Source organism: Aquabacterium fontiphilum (assembly GCF_009909205.1).
Taxonomy (GTDB): Bacteria; Pseudomonadota; Gammaproteobacteria; order Burkholderiales; family Burkholderiaceae_C; genus Aquabacterium; species Aquabacterium fontiphilum.
In genome coordinates this window covers 164,538-181,397 of record NZ_JAAAPN010000007.1, presented here as the reverse complement: position 1 = coordinate 181,397, position 16,860 = coordinate 164,538, and the positions used below count along the sequence as shown (strand labels likewise).

The 16,860-nt window shown below is 64.9% G+C and carries 12 protein-coding genes and 1 tRNA gene; 3 read left to right on the top strand and 10 right to left on the bottom strand.

The features are described 5' to 3' along the window. Positions 1 to 29: 29 nt before the first annotated feature. From lon to GTZ97_RS10110, 7 genes are all read right to left on the bottom strand, one after another. Entirely contained in the window at positions 30 to 2,462 is a 2,433-nt protein-coding gene (gene lon, locus GTZ97_RS10140) for an endopeptidase La (RefSeq protein ID WP_161650466.1), read from the bottom strand. Positions 2,463 to 2,576: 114 nt separating this feature from the next. Beyond that, positions 2,577 to 3,854 (bottom strand): ATP-dependent Clp protease ATP-binding subunit ClpX, encoded by a 1,278-nt coding sequence (clpX, locus tag GTZ97_RS10135; RefSeq protein WP_161650465.1) that lies wholly within the window; start codon positions 3,852 to 3,854, stop codon positions 2,577 to 2,579. A 135-nt stretch (positions 3,855 to 3,989) separates the two neighbouring features. Further along, on the bottom strand, positions 3,990 to 4,598 hold the full coding sequence (clpP, locus tag GTZ97_RS10130; protein WP_161650464.1) for an ATP-dependent Clp endopeptidase proteolytic subunit ClpP: 609 nt from the start codon (positions 4,596 to 4,598) through the stop codon (positions 3,990 to 3,992). A gap of 239 nt (positions 4,599 to 4,837) precedes the next feature. After that, complete coding sequence (gene tig / locus GTZ97_RS10125; RefSeq protein WP_161650463.1) at positions 4,838 to 6,154, bottom strand: trigger factor; 1,317 nt, start codon at positions 6,152 to 6,154, stop codon at positions 4,838 to 4,840. A gap of 37 nt (positions 6,155 to 6,191) precedes the next feature. Further along, positions 6,192 to 6,278 (bottom strand) — tRNA-Leu (locus GTZ97_RS10120). A 103-nt stretch (positions 6,279 to 6,381) separates the two neighbouring features. Continuing rightward, on the bottom strand, positions 6,382 to 9,531 hold the full coding sequence (locus GTZ97_RS10115) for an efflux RND transporter permease subunit (protein WP_161650462.1): 3,150 nt from the start codon (positions 9,529 to 9,531) through the stop codon (positions 6,382 to 6,384). 18 nt (positions 9,532 to 9,549) lie between these two features. Next, the gene (locus GTZ97_RS10110) at positions 9,550 to 10,683 is read right to left on the bottom strand and encodes an efflux RND transporter periplasmic adaptor subunit (protein WP_161650461.1); all 1,134 of its coding nucleotides are present in this window, start codon (positions 10,681 to 10,683) and stop codon (positions 9,550 to 9,552) included. A gap of 111 nt (positions 10,684 to 10,794) precedes the next feature. Between GTZ97_RS10110 and GTZ97_RS10105 the strand changes: the two genes are divergently transcribed. Further along, positions 10,795 to 11,706 (top strand): squalene/phytoene synthase family protein, encoded by a 912-nt coding sequence (locus GTZ97_RS10105; protein ID WP_161650460.1) that lies wholly within the window; start codon positions 10,795 to 10,797, stop codon positions 11,704 to 11,706. Between the two features lie 45 nt (positions 11,707 to 11,751). Here the strand turns inward: GTZ97_RS10105 and GTZ97_RS10100 are convergent, their stop codons facing one another. Further along, a complete protein-coding gene (locus GTZ97_RS10100; RefSeq protein WP_201748242.1) occupies positions 11,752 to 12,747 on the bottom strand; it encodes a TIGR03790 family protein in 996 nt (331 codons plus the stop codon). Between GTZ97_RS10100 and GTZ97_RS16490 the strand changes: the two genes are divergently transcribed. Both GTZ97_RS16490 and GTZ97_RS10095 read left to right on the top strand, forming a co-directional pair. Beyond that, positions 12,746 to 12,925 carry a hypothetical protein gene (locus GTZ97_RS16490; RefSeq protein WP_201748241.1) on the top strand — a complete coding sequence of 60 codons (180 nt, stop codon included), beginning with the start codon at positions 12,746 to 12,748 and terminating at the stop codon, positions 12,923 to 12,925. The two genes, GTZ97_RS10100 and GTZ97_RS16490, sit on opposite strands and share 2 nt — an antisense overlap. Before the next feature lie 112 nt (positions 12,926 to 13,037). Further along, positions 13,038 to 13,790, top strand: a complete 753-nt coding sequence (locus GTZ97_RS10095; protein ID WP_161650459.1) for an IclR family transcriptional regulator — start codon at positions 13,038 to 13,040, stop codon at positions 13,788 to 13,790. Positions 13,791 to 13,835: 45 nt separating this feature from the next. On the opposite strand, the gene pbpG is transcribed toward GTZ97_RS10095, so the two are convergent. Together pbpG and GTZ97_RS10085 are read right to left on the bottom strand one after the other, a co-directional pair. Continuing rightward, the gene (gene pbpG / locus GTZ97_RS10090) at positions 13,836 to 14,858 is read right to left on the bottom strand and encodes a D-alanyl-D-alanine endopeptidase (RefSeq protein ID WP_407926739.1); all 1,023 of its coding nucleotides are present in this window, start codon (positions 14,856 to 14,858) and stop codon (positions 13,836 to 13,838) included. A gap of 430 nt (positions 14,859 to 15,288) precedes the next feature. After that, positions 15,289 to 16,830 (bottom strand): 2-isopropylmalate synthase, encoded by a 1,542-nt coding sequence (locus GTZ97_RS10085; protein WP_161650458.1) that lies wholly within the window; start codon positions 16,828 to 16,830, stop codon positions 15,289 to 15,291. Positions 16,831 to 16,860 lie beyond the last annotated feature (30 nt).

Genomic DNA, 16,860 nt, shown 5'->3' with positions numbered 1-16,860 from the left:
AGCGAAGACTTGAACTATACACCAGTTTCTCAGTGCTTCAGCATGTCGTTGCTCGTGGCCGACGCGCCTGCGGCTTCCGGCTTGGATTCCACCTTACCGTCAACCTTCACCTCTTCATCAGGCAAGGGCTCGGGCTGGCGCTCGAGTGCCACTTCGAGCACCTTGTCAATCCACTTGACCGGCACAATCTCGATCTGGCTCTTGACGTTCTCGGGGATCTCCTGAAGGTCTTTGACGTTCTCTTCAGGGATGAGCACCGTCTTGATGCCACCACGGTGAGCGGCCAGCAGCTTTTCCTTCAAGCCGCCAATGGCCGTCACCTCGCCGCGCAGCGTGATCTCGCCCGTCATGGCGACATCGGCCCGCACCGGGATGCCCGTGAGCGCAGAGACGAACGCGGTGGTCATCGCGATACCAGCCGACGGGCCATCCTTGGGGGTGGCGCCATCGGGCACGTGGATGTGGATGTCGCGCTTGTCGAACAACTCATCGGCGATGCCCAGGCGACGGGCGCGTGAGCGCACCACCGAGCGAGCGGCCTCGACCGATTCCTTCATCACGTCGCCCAACTGGCCGGTGCGGATGATGTTGCCCTTACCCGGCATGATCGCAGCCTCGATGGTCAGCAGGTCGCCGCCCACCTCTGTCCAGGCCAGTCCGACCACCTGGCCGATCTGGTTTTCCTTGGTGGCTTCGCCGTAGCTGTACTTGCGCACGCCCAGGAACTCATGCAGGTTGGCTTCGTCGACCACCACCGTGTCCGTGAACTGCTTGAGCGCGATGCCCTTGACCACCTTGCGGCAGATCTTGGAGACCTCGCGTTCCAGCGAACGCACACCGGCCTCGCGGGTGTAGTAGCGAATGATGCCGCGGATGGCACTTTCCTCGACCTTGAGCTCGCCGTCCTTGACACCGTTGTTCTTGATCTGCTTGGGCAGCAGGTAGGTCTGAACGATGTGGACCTTCTCATCTTCGGTGTAGCCGGCCAGGCGGATCACTTCCATCCGGTCCAGCAGCGCCGGCGGGATGTTCAGCGAGTTCGACGTGGCCACGAACATCACATCCGACAGGTCGAAATCGACCTCGATGTAATGGTCACCAAAGGTGTGGTTCTGCTCGGGATCGAGCACCTCCAGCAGTGCCGAAGACGGATCGCCGCGGAAGTCCATGCCCAGCTTGTCGATCTCGTCGAGCAGGAACAGCGGGTTGCGCACGCCCACCTTCGACAGGCTCTGCAGCACCTTGCCAGGCATCGAGCCGATGTAGGTGCGGCGGTGACCACGGATCTCGGCCTCGTCGCGCACGCCGCCCAGCGCCATGCGCACGAACTTGCGGCCCGTGGCACGTGCGATCGACTGGCCCAGCGAGGTCTTGCCCACACCAGGCGGGCCGACCAGGCACAGGATCGGTGCCTTGACCTTGTCGACGCGCTGTTGCACTGCGAGGTATTCGAGGATGCGTTCCTTGACCTTGTCCAAGCCGTAGTGCTCTTCGTTGAGCACCTCTTCCGCGTGAGCCAGATCGTGCTTGACCTTGGACTTCTTGCTCCAAGGCAGGTTGACCAGGGTATCGATGTAGTTGCGCACCACGGTGGCTTCAGCCGACATGGGCGACATCAGGCGCAGCTTCTTGAGTTCGGCCTCGGCCTTCTTGCGAGCCTCCTTGGGCATGCGCGCGGCCTCGACCTTCTTGGCCAGCTCTTCGAGATCGGCACCCTCTTCGCCTTCGCCCAGCTCCTTCTGGATGGCCTTGACTTGTTCATTCAGGTAGTACTCGCGCTGGGACTTCTCCATCTGGCGCTTGACGCGGCCACGGATGCGCTTTTCAACCTGAAGGATGTCGACCTCATGCTCCAGCTGCTCCAGCAGCTTCTCCAGGCGCTTGGCCACCGGGAACAGGTCCAGCACCGACTGCTTGTTCTCAAGCTTGAGCGGCAGATGGGCCGCGATGGTGTCAGCCAGACGGCCCGGATCGTCGATCGCGGCGATCGAGGTGAGGATCTCGGGTGGAATCTTCTTGTTGAGTTTGACGTACTGGTCAAACTGCTGGGTTACAGCGCGGCGCAGCGCCTCCACCTCGGGCGAGGTTTCGGTCTCGGGCTGAACCGGCACGACGACGGCGGTGAAGAACTCGCCCTCATCGGAAATGGATTGGGTGTTGGCGCGTTGCACGCCCTCGACCAGCACCTTCACGGTGCCATCGGGCAGCTTCAGCATCTGCAGGATGCTGGACACGCAGCCGACATCAAACATGTCTTCCGCCTTGGGCTCGTCCTTGCCTGCAGCCTTCTGGGCCACGAGCATGATCTGCCGGCCGGCTTCCATCGCAGACTCGAGCGCCTTGATGGACTTGGGGCGTCCCACAAACAGCGGGATCACCATGTGGGGGAAGACCACGACGTCACGCAGGGGCAGCAGCGGCAGCGTGATGGGATCAGAGGGAAGAATGGGGTGTCCTGACATGATGGGCTCGCTTTCTCTGATGCCTACTTGGGGCCTTGTCCACGAATCACAAGGGTGGCCACACATCCGACGCGTCGATGCGCGCCGGACTCACCCTAGCGCAACTGACTGGCGTCAGGCGCTGGCCTTCGCTTGCTCCCGGTACACCAGCAAGGGTTGGGCGTTTTCCTCGATGGTGGACTCGTCCACCACCACCTTCTGCACGCCTTCCTTGGCGGGCAATTCGAACATGGTGTCCAGCAGGGCCTGCTCAAGAATGGACCGCAAGCCACGGGCACCAGTCTTGCGCGCCAGCGCCTTGCGTGCGATCGCGGCCAGCGCTGCCGGGCGGATCTCGAGCTCGACGCCGTCCATGTTGAGCAGTTGCTGGTACTGCTTGACCAGCGCATTCTTCGGCTCGGTCAGGATGCGCACGAGCGCATCCTCAGTCAGCTCGCCCAGCGTCGCGACCACGGGCAGACGCCCGATCAACTCGGGAATGATCCCGAACTTGATCAGGTCTTCGGGCTCGACCTCGCGGAACACCTCGGAGACCTTGCGGTCTTCCTTGCTCTGCACCTCGGCGCCAAAACCGATGCCGGATTTGACCGACCGGCCCTGGATGATCTTCTCCAGACCGTCGAAGGCGCCGCCGCAGATGAACAGGATGTTGGTCGTGTCGATCTGCAGGAAATCCTGGTTCGGGTGCTTGCGGCCGCCTTGCGGGGGCACGGAAGCCATCGTGCCTTCGATCAGCTTGAGCAAGGCCTGCTGCACGCCTTCACCCGACACGTCACGCGTGATGGACGGGTTGTCGGACTTGCGCGAGATCTTGTCGATCTCGTCGATGTAGACGATGCCGCGCTGGGCCTTCTCGACCTCGTAATTGCAGTTCTGCAACAGCTTCTGGATGATGTTCTCGACGTCCTCGCCCACGTAACCGGCTTCGGTCAGCGTGGTCGCGTCCGCGATCACGAAGGGCACATTGAGCAGACGCGCCAGCGTCTGCGCCAGCAGTGTCTTGCCGGAACCGGTGGGGCCGATCAACAGGATGTTGGACTTGGCAAGCTCGACGTCGGGCTTCTTGCCCTCACCCGAGCCCATGTGCTTGAGCCGCTTGTAATGGTTGTAGACCGCCACCGACAGGGTGCGTTTGGCGCCATCCTGGCCAATCACGTACTGGTCAAGCGTGGTCTTGATCTCGGATGGCGTGGGCAGGTCGCTCTTGGGCGGACGCGTCTGCTCTGCCTCTGCGGCCACCTCGTCGCGGATGATGTCGTTGCACAGCTCGATGCATTCATCGCAGATGAACACGGATGGGCCGGCGATCAGCTTCTTGACCTCGTGCTGGCTCTTCCCGCAGAAGGAGCAGTACAGGATTTTTTCGCTGGAGGAGCCTTTTTTCTCTGGCATGGTGCGGCCTGTCAAGGAAGCGGCGTGTGGAAACGATGATAAGTCAAATGCGTCGGCGGCCATCCGGTCGAAGAGCCCCGCCTTGGTGCGGCATTTCCCGCATCACGACAGTGCCCACCGGGGTGCCGCCGCGCGTCAGGGCCGCTTTTCGAGCACTTTGTCGACCAGACCGTAGCCCACGGCTTCGGCGGCCGACATGTAGTAGTCGCGCTCGGTGTCCGCCTGGATCTTCTCCAGCGGCTGGCCGGTGCGGTCGGCCAGGATCTGATTGAGCTGCTCGCGGGTCTTGAGGATCTCGCGGGCGTGGATCTCGATGTCGGTAGCCTGCCCCTGAGCGCCGCCCAGCGGCTGGTGAATCATGACCTTGCTGTTGGGCAGGGCAAAACGCTTGCCCTTGGTACCGGCCGCCAGCAGGAAGGCGCCCATCGAGGCGGCCATGCCCATGCACAGCGTGGACACGTCGGGCTTGATGAACTGCATGGTGTCGAAGATCGACATGCCGGCGCTGACGCTGCCGCCCGGGGAATTGATGTAGAGCGAGATGTCCTTGTCCGGATTCTCGCTTTCGAGGAAGAGCAGCTGCGCGACCACCAGGTTGGCCGTCTGGTCGTTCACGGGGCCCACCAGAAAGATCACGCGCTCGCGCAGCAGGCGGCTGTAGATGTCGTAGGCACGCTCGCCTCGGCCCGATTGTTCGATGACGACGGGCACCATGCCCAGATTCTGGATGTCCATTGCGCTCATGGGGTTCCTTCAGGAGGCTGGCGCCCTCGCGGGCGCCGGAAGACGGGTGAAATGATTATGACCTGCCCGCCGGGCGGCCCGAGGCCGGGAAAAGACGCCCCAACCGGGCTGTCGTCAAACCGTTGCGTGGCGGCACCGAAACGTTGTCACAAAACAAAAGGCACCTGCCTCCGCTCGGGAATGCAGGTGCCCCAGGGCATCGCTGGGCGCCCCGGGCGCCCGACGATGGCGGGTGATGATCAGCCAGCCTGGCCCATCAGCTCTTCGAAGCTCAGCGACTTGTCGGTCACCTTGGCCTTCGACAGCACGAACTCGGCCACATTGCCTTCGATCACGACGGCTTCGACCTCGGCCATGCGCTGACGGTCGCTCATGTACCAGGCAACCACTTGAGCGGGCTGCTCGTAGCTCTGGGCCAGCTCCTGGATGTGGGCCTGCAGTTGCTCGGGCTTGGCCACCAGGTTGTTGGCCTTGACCAGCTCGGCCACCGTCAGGCCCAGGCGCACGCGGCGCTCGGCCTGGGGCTTGAACATGTCAGCGGGGATCGGCGCCTTGTCGGCGTCGGCCATGCCGCGGGCCTTCAGGTCGGCACGGGCCTGCTCGACCAGGCGGTCGGCTTCGGCGGCCACCAGCGACTGGGGCAGATCGAACTCGACGACCTTGAGCAGGCCTTCCATCACGGCGGCCTTGTTGCGGGCGGCCACGCGGAACTTGACCTCGCGCTCAAGGTTCTTCTTGATGTCGGCACGCAGGCTGTCGATCGAACCGTCGGCCAGACCCAGACCCTTGATGAAGTCTTCGGTCACTTCGGGCAGCTGCTGCGCCTCCACCTTCTTGACGGTCACCAGGAAGTCAGCTTCCTTGCCGGCCACGTCCTTGCCGTGGTAGTCGTCGGGGAACTTCAGCGGGAAGGTCTTGGATTCGCCGGTCTTCATGCCGCGCACGGCCTTCTCGAACGCCTCGAGCATCTGGCCTTCGCCAACCAGGAACTGGAAGCCCTCGGCCTTGCCGCCCTCGAACGGCACGCCATCGATCTTGCCTTCGAAGTCGATGGTGACGCGGTCGCCGTCCTGGGCACCTTCCTCGGCGCCACGTTGATTGAAGGTGCGGCGCTGCTTGCGCAGGATCTCGATGGTGCGGTCGATGGCGGCGTCGTTGACATCAGCCGACACGCGCTCTACCTCGATGGTCGACAGGTCACCGATGGTGACTTCGGGATAGACCTCGAAAGTGGCATCGAACTGGAGCTGGCCGTCCACGGGGCCACCGTCCTTTTCGGCGATGCGGGGCTGACCGGCCACGCGCAACTGGGCTTCCTGAGCCGCCTTGGCAAAAGCCTCGCCCAGTTGGTCATTGACCACTTCGTACTGAACCGACATGCCGTAGCGCTGAGCCACGATGTTCATCGGCACCTTGCCGGGGCGGAAGCCGTCGGCCTTGGTGGTGCGGGCCAGCTTCTTGAGCCGGGCGTCGACTTCGTTCTTGAGGACGTCGACGGCCAGCGACAGCGTGATGCGGCGCTCCAGCTTGTCGAGGGTCTCCACGTTGATCGCCATGATGTGAACTCTCAGATTGGATTGAACGGAAACAGTCTGGTGCGCGGGGGGGGACTCGAACCCCCACACCATTGCTGGCGTCAGGACCTAAACCTGGTGCGTCTACCAATTTCGCCACCCGCGCACTGACCAGGAATGCCGGGGCCTGGCCCAGACATGCAATTCGGTCGGAACCGGCGATTGTAAGCGCAAGCGCACCAGCTTCCGCCGTGCGCTGTCGCCCCTCGTCAATCCGGCCGACGCACGCGGAACCAGGCGGCGTACATCGCCGGCAAGGCCAGCAAGGTCAGCACGGTGGCTGCGATCAGGCCGCCCATGATGGCCACGGCCATCGGGCCCCAGAACACGCTGCGGCTCAGCGGGATCATGGCCAACACGGCCGCGGCCGCGGTCAGCACGATCGGACGGAAACGACGCACCGCCGCACCGACGATGGCCTGCCAGTCGGGCACCCCGCGCGCCCGATCCTTCTCGATCTGGTCGATCAGGATGACGGAGTTGCGAATGATCATGCCAGTCAGCGCAATCACGCCCAGCATTGCCACAAAGCCAAATGGCCGGTCCAGCAGCAGCAAGGCGCCCGCGACCCCGACGATGCCCAGCGGCCCGGTCAGGAAGACCAGCAGGGCCCGCGAGAAGCTCTGCAGCTGCAGCATCAGCAGCGTGAAGATGATGAACAGCATCACCGGCACGTTGGCAAAGATGGAGCCCTGGCCCTTGGCGCTTTCCTCTGCAGTGCCGCCGAGTTGGATCCGGTAGCCCTGCGGCATCTGCGCCTGCAGCGCCTGCATCTGCGGCCACAGCGCCTTGCTCACCGTCGGGCCCTGCACGCCATCACGCACGTCGGCCTGCACCGTCACGGCAAACTCACGCCCCTCGCGCCACAACACACCGGGCTCCCAGACCAGTTGCGGCCGGGCCACCTGGCTGACCGGGATCATTTTGCCGCTGGCCGTGGGCACGTAGGCGCTGGCCAGGTCCTCCAGCGTCTCGCGCTCGGACAAGGGCGAGGTCAGCACGATGTCGATCAGACGGTCGTCCTCGCGGTACTGGGCCACCACATTGCCGGAGTTGCGCACCCGGCTAGACTGTGCGATCGACTGGGTGCTCACACCCAGTGCGCGCGCCTTGTCCTGGTCAACCACCAGGCGCACGGCCTTGATGGACTGGTTCCAGTTGTCGTTGACGCCGTAGAGGTCAGGATGCTGGCGCAGGATCTCCTTGGCCTTGTCAGCCTGGGCGCGCAGCACAGCCGTATCAGGCCCCACGATGCGGAACTGCACCGGATACGGCACGGGTGGCCCGTTGGGCAGCAGACGCACGCGGCCGCGCGCCTCGGGAAACTCGGCGGCCAGCACCTCGGGCAGGCGCGCGCGCAGGGCTTCACGCTCGCGCAGGCTGTCAGGCAGGATGACGACCTGCGCGATGTTGCTCTGCGGGAAGATCTGGTCCATGGGCAGGTAGAAGCGCGGCAGACCCGAGCCGATCCATGCGCTGACGCTGCGCACGCCTTCTTCGTTGAGCATGCGGGCCTCGAACCGACGCGCGACGGCCTCGGTTGCATGGATGCTGCTGCCTTCGGGCATCCACAGGTCGACGATGAGCTCAGGCCGGCTCGAATCCGGGAAGAACTGCTGCTGTACCTTGCCCATGCCCAGCACGCCCAGCACCAGCGCCAGCACCGTCAGACCGATGGTGATCCAGCGGTGGGCCACGCACCAGTTCACGAGACTGCGAAAGCGGTTGTAGAACGGCGTGTCGTAGAGATCGATCTGCCCCTCCACGCTCACCTTGGACTTCGTCTTCAGCAGCCCTTTGCCCAGATACGGCACAAAGTAGACCGAGACGATCCACGAGATGATCAGCGCCGCCGCCGTGACGGCGAAGATTGCGAAGGTGTATTCGCCCACGGCCGAATTGGCCATACCGATGGGCAGGAAGCCGGCGGCCGTGATCAGCGTGCCTGTCAGCATGGGCATGGCGGTGATCTCGTAGGCGGCGATGGCGGCGCGGAACTTGTCGTAGCCCTCTTCCAGCTTGTGGACCATCATCTCCACGGCGATGATGGCGTCGTCCACCAACAAGCCCAGGGCGATGATGAGCGCGCCCAGCGAGATCTTGTGCAACCCGACATGCCAGAAGTACATGACCAGAAAGGTCACGGACAGCACCAGCGGGATCGAGATGGCCACCACGAGACCGGGCCAGATATCCAGCCGCAAGGGCTTGGTGTGCAGGCCCAGGCTGAGGAAGCTGACCACCAGCACGACCACCACTGCCTCGATCAGCACCTTGACAAACTCGCCCACCGACGCTGACACCGCCTCAGGCTGGTTCTGGATCTGCGCCAGCTCGATGCCAACGGGCAACTCGCCGCGAATGCGCTCGGTGGCCGTCTTCAGCGCCTTGCCCAGCGCAATGATGTCGCCGCCTTTGGCCATGGACACGCCCAGCGCGATCACGGCCTTGCCCTGGTGTCGGACCATGGGCGCTGGCGGATCCTGATAAGCGCGCCGCACCACGGCGATGTCGCCCAGGCGCAGCGTGCGGCCCTCACCCGTCTGCGGGTTCACGGCGCGCACCGGCAGGCGCTTGAGGTCGTCGATCGACTGCAAGGCACCGTCGACCCGCACCGGCACACTGAGCTTGTCGCTCGTGTGCACGCCACCGCCTTCGATGACGTTCTGTGCATTAAGTTGGGCCACGATGCTGCTGGCCGTGATGCCCAGCTGAGCCAGTTTCTGCGCTGGCAGCTCGATGTAAAGCTTTTCCGGCTGCACGCCGAACATCTCAACCTTGGCCACGCCGGGTACACGCAGCAACTCCGAACGCGTGCTGTCGGCAAAGCGCCGCAGCTCCTCGGTGCTGAACCCGTCGGCCGACAGCGCATAGATCGAGCCGTACACATCGCCGAACTCGTCGTTGAAGAACGGCCCGACCACACCCTGCGGCAAGGTATGGCGCATGTCGCTGATCTTCTTGCGGGCCTGATACCAGAGGTTGGGGATCTCCTTGGGCGGAGATGAATCCTTGACCATCAGCAGCGTATACGACTCACCCGGCTTGGCATATGACTGGATCTTGTCCGCATATGGCACCTGCTGTAGCGTGCGCTCGATCTTGTCGGTGACCTGCTCGGCCATTTCCTCGGCGGTGGCCCCCGGCAGAAAGGCGCTGACCACCATGATCCGGAAGGCAAACGGTGGATCTTCGTCCTGGCCCAGCTGGAAATAGGCGGCCGCCCCCAGCAGCATGAGCACCACCATCAAGTAGCGCGTCAGCGCGGGGTGCTCCAGCGCCCAGCGCGAGATGTTGAAGCGGCTGACCGGCTCGGCATGGGCGCCCGCAGGCGTCCCGTGGTTGTCGGGTGTGTGCATGGTATGGCGCGAGCTGGATCAGGAACGCGGCGCGGAGGCGCGCTGGGCGGCCGGCACGTCACCCTGATAGCGACGCACCTTCTGACCGGGCTGCAGCACATGCACGCCGGCCGTGACCACTTCCTGCCCCGGCTTGAGGCCCTGCGCAACCAGCGCCACATTGCCCAAGATGTCGCCCAGCACCACCGGGACCGGCTGCACCGTCATGGCCTTGGGGTCCAGTACCCAGACCACTGACCGACCGCCCTGCTCTGCCACCGCATGCATGGGCACGTGCAGGCCGTTGACCGCCCGCGCCGGCACCTGAATGCGCACCGTGGCAGTCTGACCCAGCGCAAAAGGCGCAGTGCCCACATCGGCCTTGATCTGGAACGTGCGCGCCAGAGGGTCGGCCGAAGCCGCCACCTCGCGCACCGTGACGGGCAGCCAGTCGGACGTGCCCCAGCGGCGCACGGTGACCGGACCGGTCTTGCCCTTGAGCGCGCGTGCGCCCTCCACCACGTCTTCAGGGACGGAGAACACCACATCGCGCGGGCCGTCGTGGGCCACGGTGATCACCGGCATCCCCGCGGCCACCACCTGCCCCGGCTCCACCGCGACCGAGGTCACCACACCGGCCGACGACGCCACGAGGGCGGCATAACCAGCCTGGTTGAGCTGCACGCTCGCCTGAGCGCGGGCCTGATCCAGCTGCGCGCGGGCCGCTCTTGCGGCCGTGTCGTAGGTGTCGAGCTGGGCCGCGCTGATGAAGCCCTGTTGCCGCAGCTCGGTGAAGCGCATGAGGTTGGCCTCGGCCTGGGCGGCCTGAGCCTGCGCGGCGGCCAGCCCGGCCTGGGCCGCCTGGGCACCCAGGCGAAGGTCGGCCGGGTCCAGTTCGGCCAGCAACTGGCCGGCGCTCACGGTATCGCCCACACTCACCAGCCGGCGCACCACCTTGCCCGGCACCCGGAAGCCCAGTTGCGATTCAACCCGGGCACGCACCTCTGCAGCGTACTGGCGCTCACTCAAGCCGCCGGCCTCACCCACGACCAGCGTGCGCACCGCGCGCACAGGCTGAGTGACTTCGGCGCGCTGACCACACGCGGCCAGCATCAGCACGGCCAGAGACAGGGCGCCCCAATGCAGGCCCCTGGAGAAGGTGTTGACAATCATGAAAAAATACGTCGCAGGTTTGTAACTGACCGGGCGGTCAGTAATGTAGGCAAACCCTTCACGCCCTGTCAATCCAAGGTGTTGCGACAATGGCGGCTCTTGAGCCCCGCCATGTCAGCATCCGAAAACCCGACTCACCCCGCCCATCCTGCCGCCCCGGTCACCGACACGGCCGCCACGCCGCGGGATGGCAGCAGCCTCTACTATGCGCTGCGTATTGTCCCCGCCCGCCGCCGTGCGGCCCTGGCCGGGGCCGCCCAATGCTGGCTGACCGTGGTTCGCGTCCCGATGACGGTGTCGGATCCAGGTGTAGCAGAAACGAAACTGCGCTGGTGGCAGCAGGAATGGGAACGCGCCGCCAACGGGCAACCCCAGCACCCGCTGACACGGCATTTTGCAAACGCATGCCCTTCGGCTGAATGGCCGATGCCAGCGTGGCGCCAAGGCCTCATCGACGCCACCATCCAGCAGCTCCATCAGACCCGCTGGCTCGACGAGGCCAGCCTGGCGCAGCACCTCGCGCAGGCCGGCGGGCTGGCTGGCATGGCCGCCGCACGACTGCTGGGTGCAGACAGCGCGCCTGCGCATGCGGCCGCTGCGGCTTTGGGCACGGCACTGCATCGGGCCCAGCTGCTTGCAAGACTGGGCCAGGACGCCCGCGCCGGGTGGATCCACGTCCCGATCGACCAGTTGCAGCGCCATGAGGTGCGGGCCCACCAGATCAGTCGACCCGAGAACCCCATGCCTGCGGGCTGGCCCGCCTTGCTGGCAGAACTGGTCAGCCAGACGCACACGGCTCTGCGCGCTGCCTGGCAGCAAGCCATGGCCTTGCCGCCGGCAGAGCGTCGCGCCCTGCGACCGTTGCTCGCGATGGCCCGATGCGCCGACGCGCTGACCGGTCAGATTGGGCAGGCCGGCGACCGGGTGCTACGTGAACGCCTGATGCTGACCCCATTGCACAAGGCGTGGCTGACCTGGCTCACGAGCAAGGGCTGGGGTGGGCTGCCGCCTCCGGGGCGCTGACCCCACGCGCAACGGGCAAGTACTCAACGCGCAAGTAGCAAGTACTTAACGCGCAAATGGCGCCGCCAGGGGTTCACCGACGAACAGCCCCTGTTGTGGCCATTGCACGCTTTTCCAGTAAGCCTCGAGGGCAGACGCACCCTGCACATAAAACAGCAACAGCGCCTGGGGATGGGGAAACTTCTGCAGGTGGGCGCACGGCTCGCTCGTGGTGCCATAGCTGGCCGTGGCACCCGCTTCGATCCAGGACAGCACGTTCATCTGGCCAGTCGGCCGGTCCAGCAGGCCGCCAAACGAGGTCAGGTGATCCGCCAACGCCCCGGGCAGAAAGCCGACCTTGTCGAGATGCGGCACGCTCACGGCGCCGGTGAGGTACATCAGCACCCGATCCACATCGCGCACGCCGGCAGTCTTGTCCAGCGAGACGTCCAACCCGAACTGGGGGACCGGGCCAGCCGGCGGGAACAGCACCTGGCGCCGGCTTCGTACCTCGTCTGGCGTGGTCACAAAGTGGACCCGTGCAGGCAGGCCGCCTCGCAGCCCCAGTGTCCCGTCAGATTGGGCGCCCCGGTCGATGAGGGCCTTGGCTTGCCCGACATCGGGCGCTGCCAGCAACATGCTCAGCCGCATGCCGTGGTCGGCCAGAGGCCGCGTCGAGTGCGAGCCGAAGTAGCTGGAGGGACGCGAAGGCGCGCAGGTACTGCTGCAGAGCTTGGCGTCGAAACCCATGGTGAGCGCGCCCGTGATCGAATTGCACTCGACCGCGAACGGCTGCTTCCACGCCAGCGCCAGGCCCTGCACCCGCTCGCCGAAGAACTGGTTGACGCGTTCTTCAAGCCGGGCGAACTCGGCAGCGGAGAGCGTGCCGCGCACAGGTAGCGACACGCGCAGGATGCGGCTGTCGGGGATGCCGCGCACCTTGGCGTAGTGGGAGCCGACCTGGACCGAATACGGGTCGTCTTCATTGACGATCAGGCCCAACTCGCCCGGCGTGATGCGTCCGTACACGCGCGGCACCTTGGCCCACTGGCGCCGGGGCATGACGCTCCAGGCTGGCACAGGCTCGCTGGCCGATGGGGAGGGGGACGTGGAGGCCGGCTCGGCCGCGGGAGGCGGCGAAGACCCGAAAGCCAGCGGGCTGGTCACGGTCACAACACACGCGGCCGCAAACCGCAAGAAACGCATCGTCTGGGGGCTGTTGAAACGCATGTGCGTATGAAATGCCAAAAAGGGCCAGGAGTGGATCAGGAAGTGTGCTCAAGCTTGGGCTTTTTTCGCCGATTGACCGGGGATCTCACTTCCCAAAAACCCTTCCCACAGAGGAAAACCCGATGAGCGAGCCCAAGCAGCACAGCACTTCGATCCAGGTTCTCGGCAGAATGTTCTCGTTGCTGGATACGCTGGCGCACGAAGGGGACGCGGTGTCGCTGAAACTGATCAGCGAGCAAACCGGACTCCACCCCTCCACCGCCCACCGCATCCTTAACGACCTGGCAGCCGGCGGCCTGGTGGAGCGCTCGGGGCCAGGCGCGTATCGCCTGGGTCTGCGCCTGATGCAACTGGGCAACCTGGTGCGCGCGCGCCTGCATCTGCGCGACCTGGCGCCCAAGCCCATGCAGGACCTGCATCGGCAGACCGGCCAAGTCGTCTCTCTCTATGCGCGTCAGGATGACGACGCCGTGTGCATCCTGCGCACGGCCAGCGAGCGACATGGCGTCGGGGTCAGCCGCATCAACGGCGTTCGCATGCCCCTGGGCAGCCACGTGGTGGGCCGCGTGCTGCTGCTGGACGAACCCACGCTGGGCTTGAGCGCCCTGGCTCAGAGCCAGGGTCTGCGCCCCGAAGGCATCCAGGCTGACCTGGCTTCCCTGCGCCAGCAAGGCGTGCTGATGGACCTGGATCAACCGGACGACGGACACCCTCACCATGCGGTGGCACCGGTCTTCGACGACCAGGGCCGTGTGTGCGGCAGCCTGTGCCTGCACCTGAGCAGCCGGCTGTGTCCACCCGAATGGATTGATCTGCTCAAGGACACGGGACGGCGGGTATCGGCCACGCTGGGCTACGAAGCCTCTAACGCGTGAGCACTGGCGAGCGCCCAGGCAGGTAAGCCTGGGCGTTTGGCATGATCAGGACGTGAGTTTGGCGCGGGGCAGGTAGATGCCCAGCGAGCCCTCTTCTGCAGCCATTTCGATCCAGCGGCGGATGCGCTCGGCGTCCGACAGGCGGGCTTGCTTGCCGTTCGAATCGAGGAACACCATGATGAACTTGCGGCCGGCCAGGCGCGCCTGCATCACCAGGCAGCGACCGGCTTCAACGATGTAGCCCGTCTTCTGCAAGCCGATGTCCCAGGCCGGGTTGCGCACGAGGCCATTGGTGTTGCGGTATTGCAGTTGGCGGCTGCCCACCGTGACCAGGTGCTCAGGCGAGGTCGACAGATCGCGGATCAGCGGGCTCTGATAGGCAAAGCGCGCCAGCGAGGCCAGATCTCGTGCAGACGCCTGGTTGCGGCTGCTCAGGCCGGTGGGATCGACAAAGTGCGAGTCGTTCATGCCCAGCAGACGGGCCTTGGCGTTCATCGCGCTCACGAACGAGCGCAGTCCGCCGGGATACGTGCGCCCCAGCGCATGCGCTGCGCGATTCTCGGACGACATCAACGCCAGATGCAGCAACTCGCCGCGGCTCAGTGTGCTGCCCACGGCCAGGCGCGAGCTGCTGTGCTTCTCGGTGTCCACATCGTCCATCGTGATGGTGATGAGCTCATCGAGCGGCAGTTGGGCCTCGGTGACGATCACGGCCGTCATCAGCTTGGTGAGCGACGCGATCGGCAACACGGCCTCGGAGTTCTTGGCGAACACCACCTCGTTGGTGTCCTGATCGACCACGAACGCCACGTTCGAGCGCAGTTCAAGCGGATCGGGCGTGTTCTGCAGGCCGTACAGCGTGCCGAAAGAGGTGCGCACACCGTTGGCCGGCATGGGCATGGCCCGGGCGCCCCCCCGGGGCAGCCCCTCGGCAGCCACCGACATCGGCGCGAAGGCCGGCAGCGCGCTGCGAGCGGGGGCCACCGCCGCAGGCGCCACTGCAGCGGCCACGGCAGCGCGTTCGACACGGCTGCTACGCGCGGCGCGCTCAGGCTTCTTGCCTGCCACCAGGATGTTGCGATCGTTGTGAGACTTGCCTGTACGCGCCACACGCTCGTTCTTGCCGGCGCGATCTTTGCGTTTGGCCACCTTGTCGGTCTGCTTGGCCTTGGCGCCGGCGCGGGCGGCTTTCTCGTCGCGGTCACGCTTGGCGGACGCGGTGGCGGTCTTGCTGGACTTGGCTTGCTTGGCCTGCTGCTTGTTGCGTGCTTCCCGCGATGCCGATTCCTTGTTGCCCGCCGCCTGGGCGCCTCCGGGTACGGCGATGGCCAGTGAGACGGCGCACACGAGGGCCGGCAACAGCCCCTTGAGGATCAGCTTGATGTTCGGCACGGCACAGCCCCTTCGAGTTGTCGCTAGTGTAAATAAAAAACGCGCAAGATCAAAGACTTACGCGTCTTTCATCAAGTGGCCTGTCGACACGGCCACCGTACCAGGGTCAACCCTGAGCAGCGACCTTCTCGGCTTTGCTGTGCAGCTTGTTCAAAGCAGACAGATAGGCCTTGGCAGACGCCACAACGATGTCCGGATCGGCACCGACCCCATTGACGACGCGCCCGCCATGCTGCAAGCGAACCGTCACCTCGCCTTGAGATTCTGTGCTTCCGGAGGTGATGGCATTCACCGAGTACAGGACGATTTCCGCGCCACTTTTCACGACAGACTCGATGGCCTTGACACTGGCGTCGACCGGACCGTTGCCCTGGCTGCTGGCCTTGTGCTCGGTCGAGCCTGCGGCGAACACGACGCTGGCTTCGGGCCGCTCGCCGGTCTCAGAGTGCTGCGACAGCGACAGCAGGCGATAGTGCTCCTGTTCGCTGGTCACGCTCTCGTCACCGACCAGCGCGATGATGTCTTCGTCGAAGATCTCGCTCTTGCGGTCGGCCAACTCCTTGAACTTGGCAAATGCGGCGTTCACCTCGGTCTCGGATTCGAGGTCGATGCCGAGTTCTTCCAGGCGCTGCTTGAAGGCATTGCGGCCCGAGAGCTTGCCCAGCACGATCTTGTTGGCCGCCCAGCCAACGTCTTCGGCCCGCATGATTTCGTAGGTGTCGCGCGCCTTGAGCACGCCATCCTGGTGGATGCCCGAGGCGTGGGCAAACGCATTGGCGCCCACCACGGCCTTGTTGGGCTGCACCACAAAACCAGTGGTCTGCGACACCAGGCGCGACGCAGGCACGATCTGCTGGGTGTCGATGCCGACTTCGAGGCCAAAGTAATCGCGGCGCGTCTTCACGGCCATCACGATCTCTTCCATGGCACAGTTGCCGGCCCGCTCACCCAGGCCGTTGATGGTGCACTCGACCTGGCGCGCGCCGCCGATCTTCACGCCGGCCAGCGAGTTGGCCACGGCCATGCCGAGGTCGTTGTGGCAATGCACCGACCAGATGGCCTTGTCGGAATTGGGCACCTTCTCGCGCAGCGTCTTGATGAAGTTGCCGTACAACTCGGGAATGGCGTAGCCGACCGTATCGGGGATGTTGATGGTGGTGGCGCCCTCAGCGATCACGGCCTCGCAGACGCGCGCCAGGAAGTCGATCTCGGAGCGATAACCATCTTCGGCTGAAAACTCGACATCGCTCGTGAGGTTGCGCGCGAAGCGCACCGAACGCTTGGCCTGCTCCAGCACCTCTTCAGGCGACATGCGCAGCTTCTTTTCCATGTGGAGCGGGCTGGTCGCGATGAAGGTGTGGATGCGCCACGAATTGGCGCCCTTGAGCGCCTCGGCGGCGCGGGCGATGTCGCGGTCGTTGGCGCGGGCCAGCGAACACACGGTGGAATCCTTGATGACGTCGGCGATCGCCTTGATGGCCTCGAAATCACCGTTGGACGAGGCGGCAAAGCCGGCTTCCATCACATCGACCTTCATGCGCTCCAGCTGACGGGCGATGCGCAGCTTTTCCTCACGGGTCATCGAGGCGCCGGGCGACTGTTCGCCATCGCGCAAGGTGGTGTCGAAAATGATGAGCTTGTCGGTCATGGTGGTCTCCGTGAGGAAAAGTGGCCGCCT

Bases quoted from the DNA above. Each gene is read 5' to 3' on its own strand.
- clpP (WP_161650464.1), bottom strand. From the start codon at position 4,598: ATGAGCGCAATGGACATCCAGAATCTGGGCATGGTGCCCGTCGTCATC.
- GTZ97_RS10100 (WP_201748242.1), bottom strand. From the start codon at position 12,747: ATGCCCCGGCGCCAGTGGGCCAAGGTGCCGCGCGTGTACGGACGCATC.
- GTZ97_RS10110 (WP_161650461.1), bottom strand. From the start codon at position 10,683: ATGATTGTCAACACCTTCTCCAGGGGCCTGCATTGGGGCGCCCTGTCT.
- GTZ97_RS10105 (WP_161650460.1), top strand. From the start codon at position 10,795: ATGTCAGCATCCGAAAACCCGACTCACCCCGCCCATCCTGCCGCCCCG.
- lon (WP_161650466.1), bottom strand. From the start codon at position 2,462: ATGTCAGGACACCCCATTCTTCCCTCTGATCCCATCACGCTGCCGCTG.
- clpX (WP_161650465.1), bottom strand. From the start codon at position 3,854: ATGCCAGAGAAAAAAGGCTCCTCCAGCGAAAAAATCCTGTACTGCTCC.
- GTZ97_RS10115 (WP_161650462.1), bottom strand. From the start codon at position 9,531: ATGCACACACCCGACAACCACGGGACGCCTGCGGGCGCCCATGCCGAG.
- tig (WP_161650463.1), bottom strand. From the start codon at position 6,154: ATGGCGATCAACGTGGAGACCCTCGACAAGCTGGAGCGCCGCATCACG.
- GTZ97_RS16490 (WP_201748241.1), top strand. From the start codon at position 12,746: ATGACGCTCCAGGCTGGCACAGGCTCGCTGGCCGATGGGGAGGGGGAC.
- GTZ97_RS10095 (WP_161650459.1), top strand. From the start codon at position 13,038: ATGAGCGAGCCCAAGCAGCACAGCACTTCGATCCAGGTTCTCGGCAGA.
- GTZ97_RS10085 (WP_161650458.1), bottom strand. From the start codon at position 16,830: ATGACCGACAAGCTCATCATTTTCGACACCACCTTGCGCGATGGCGAA.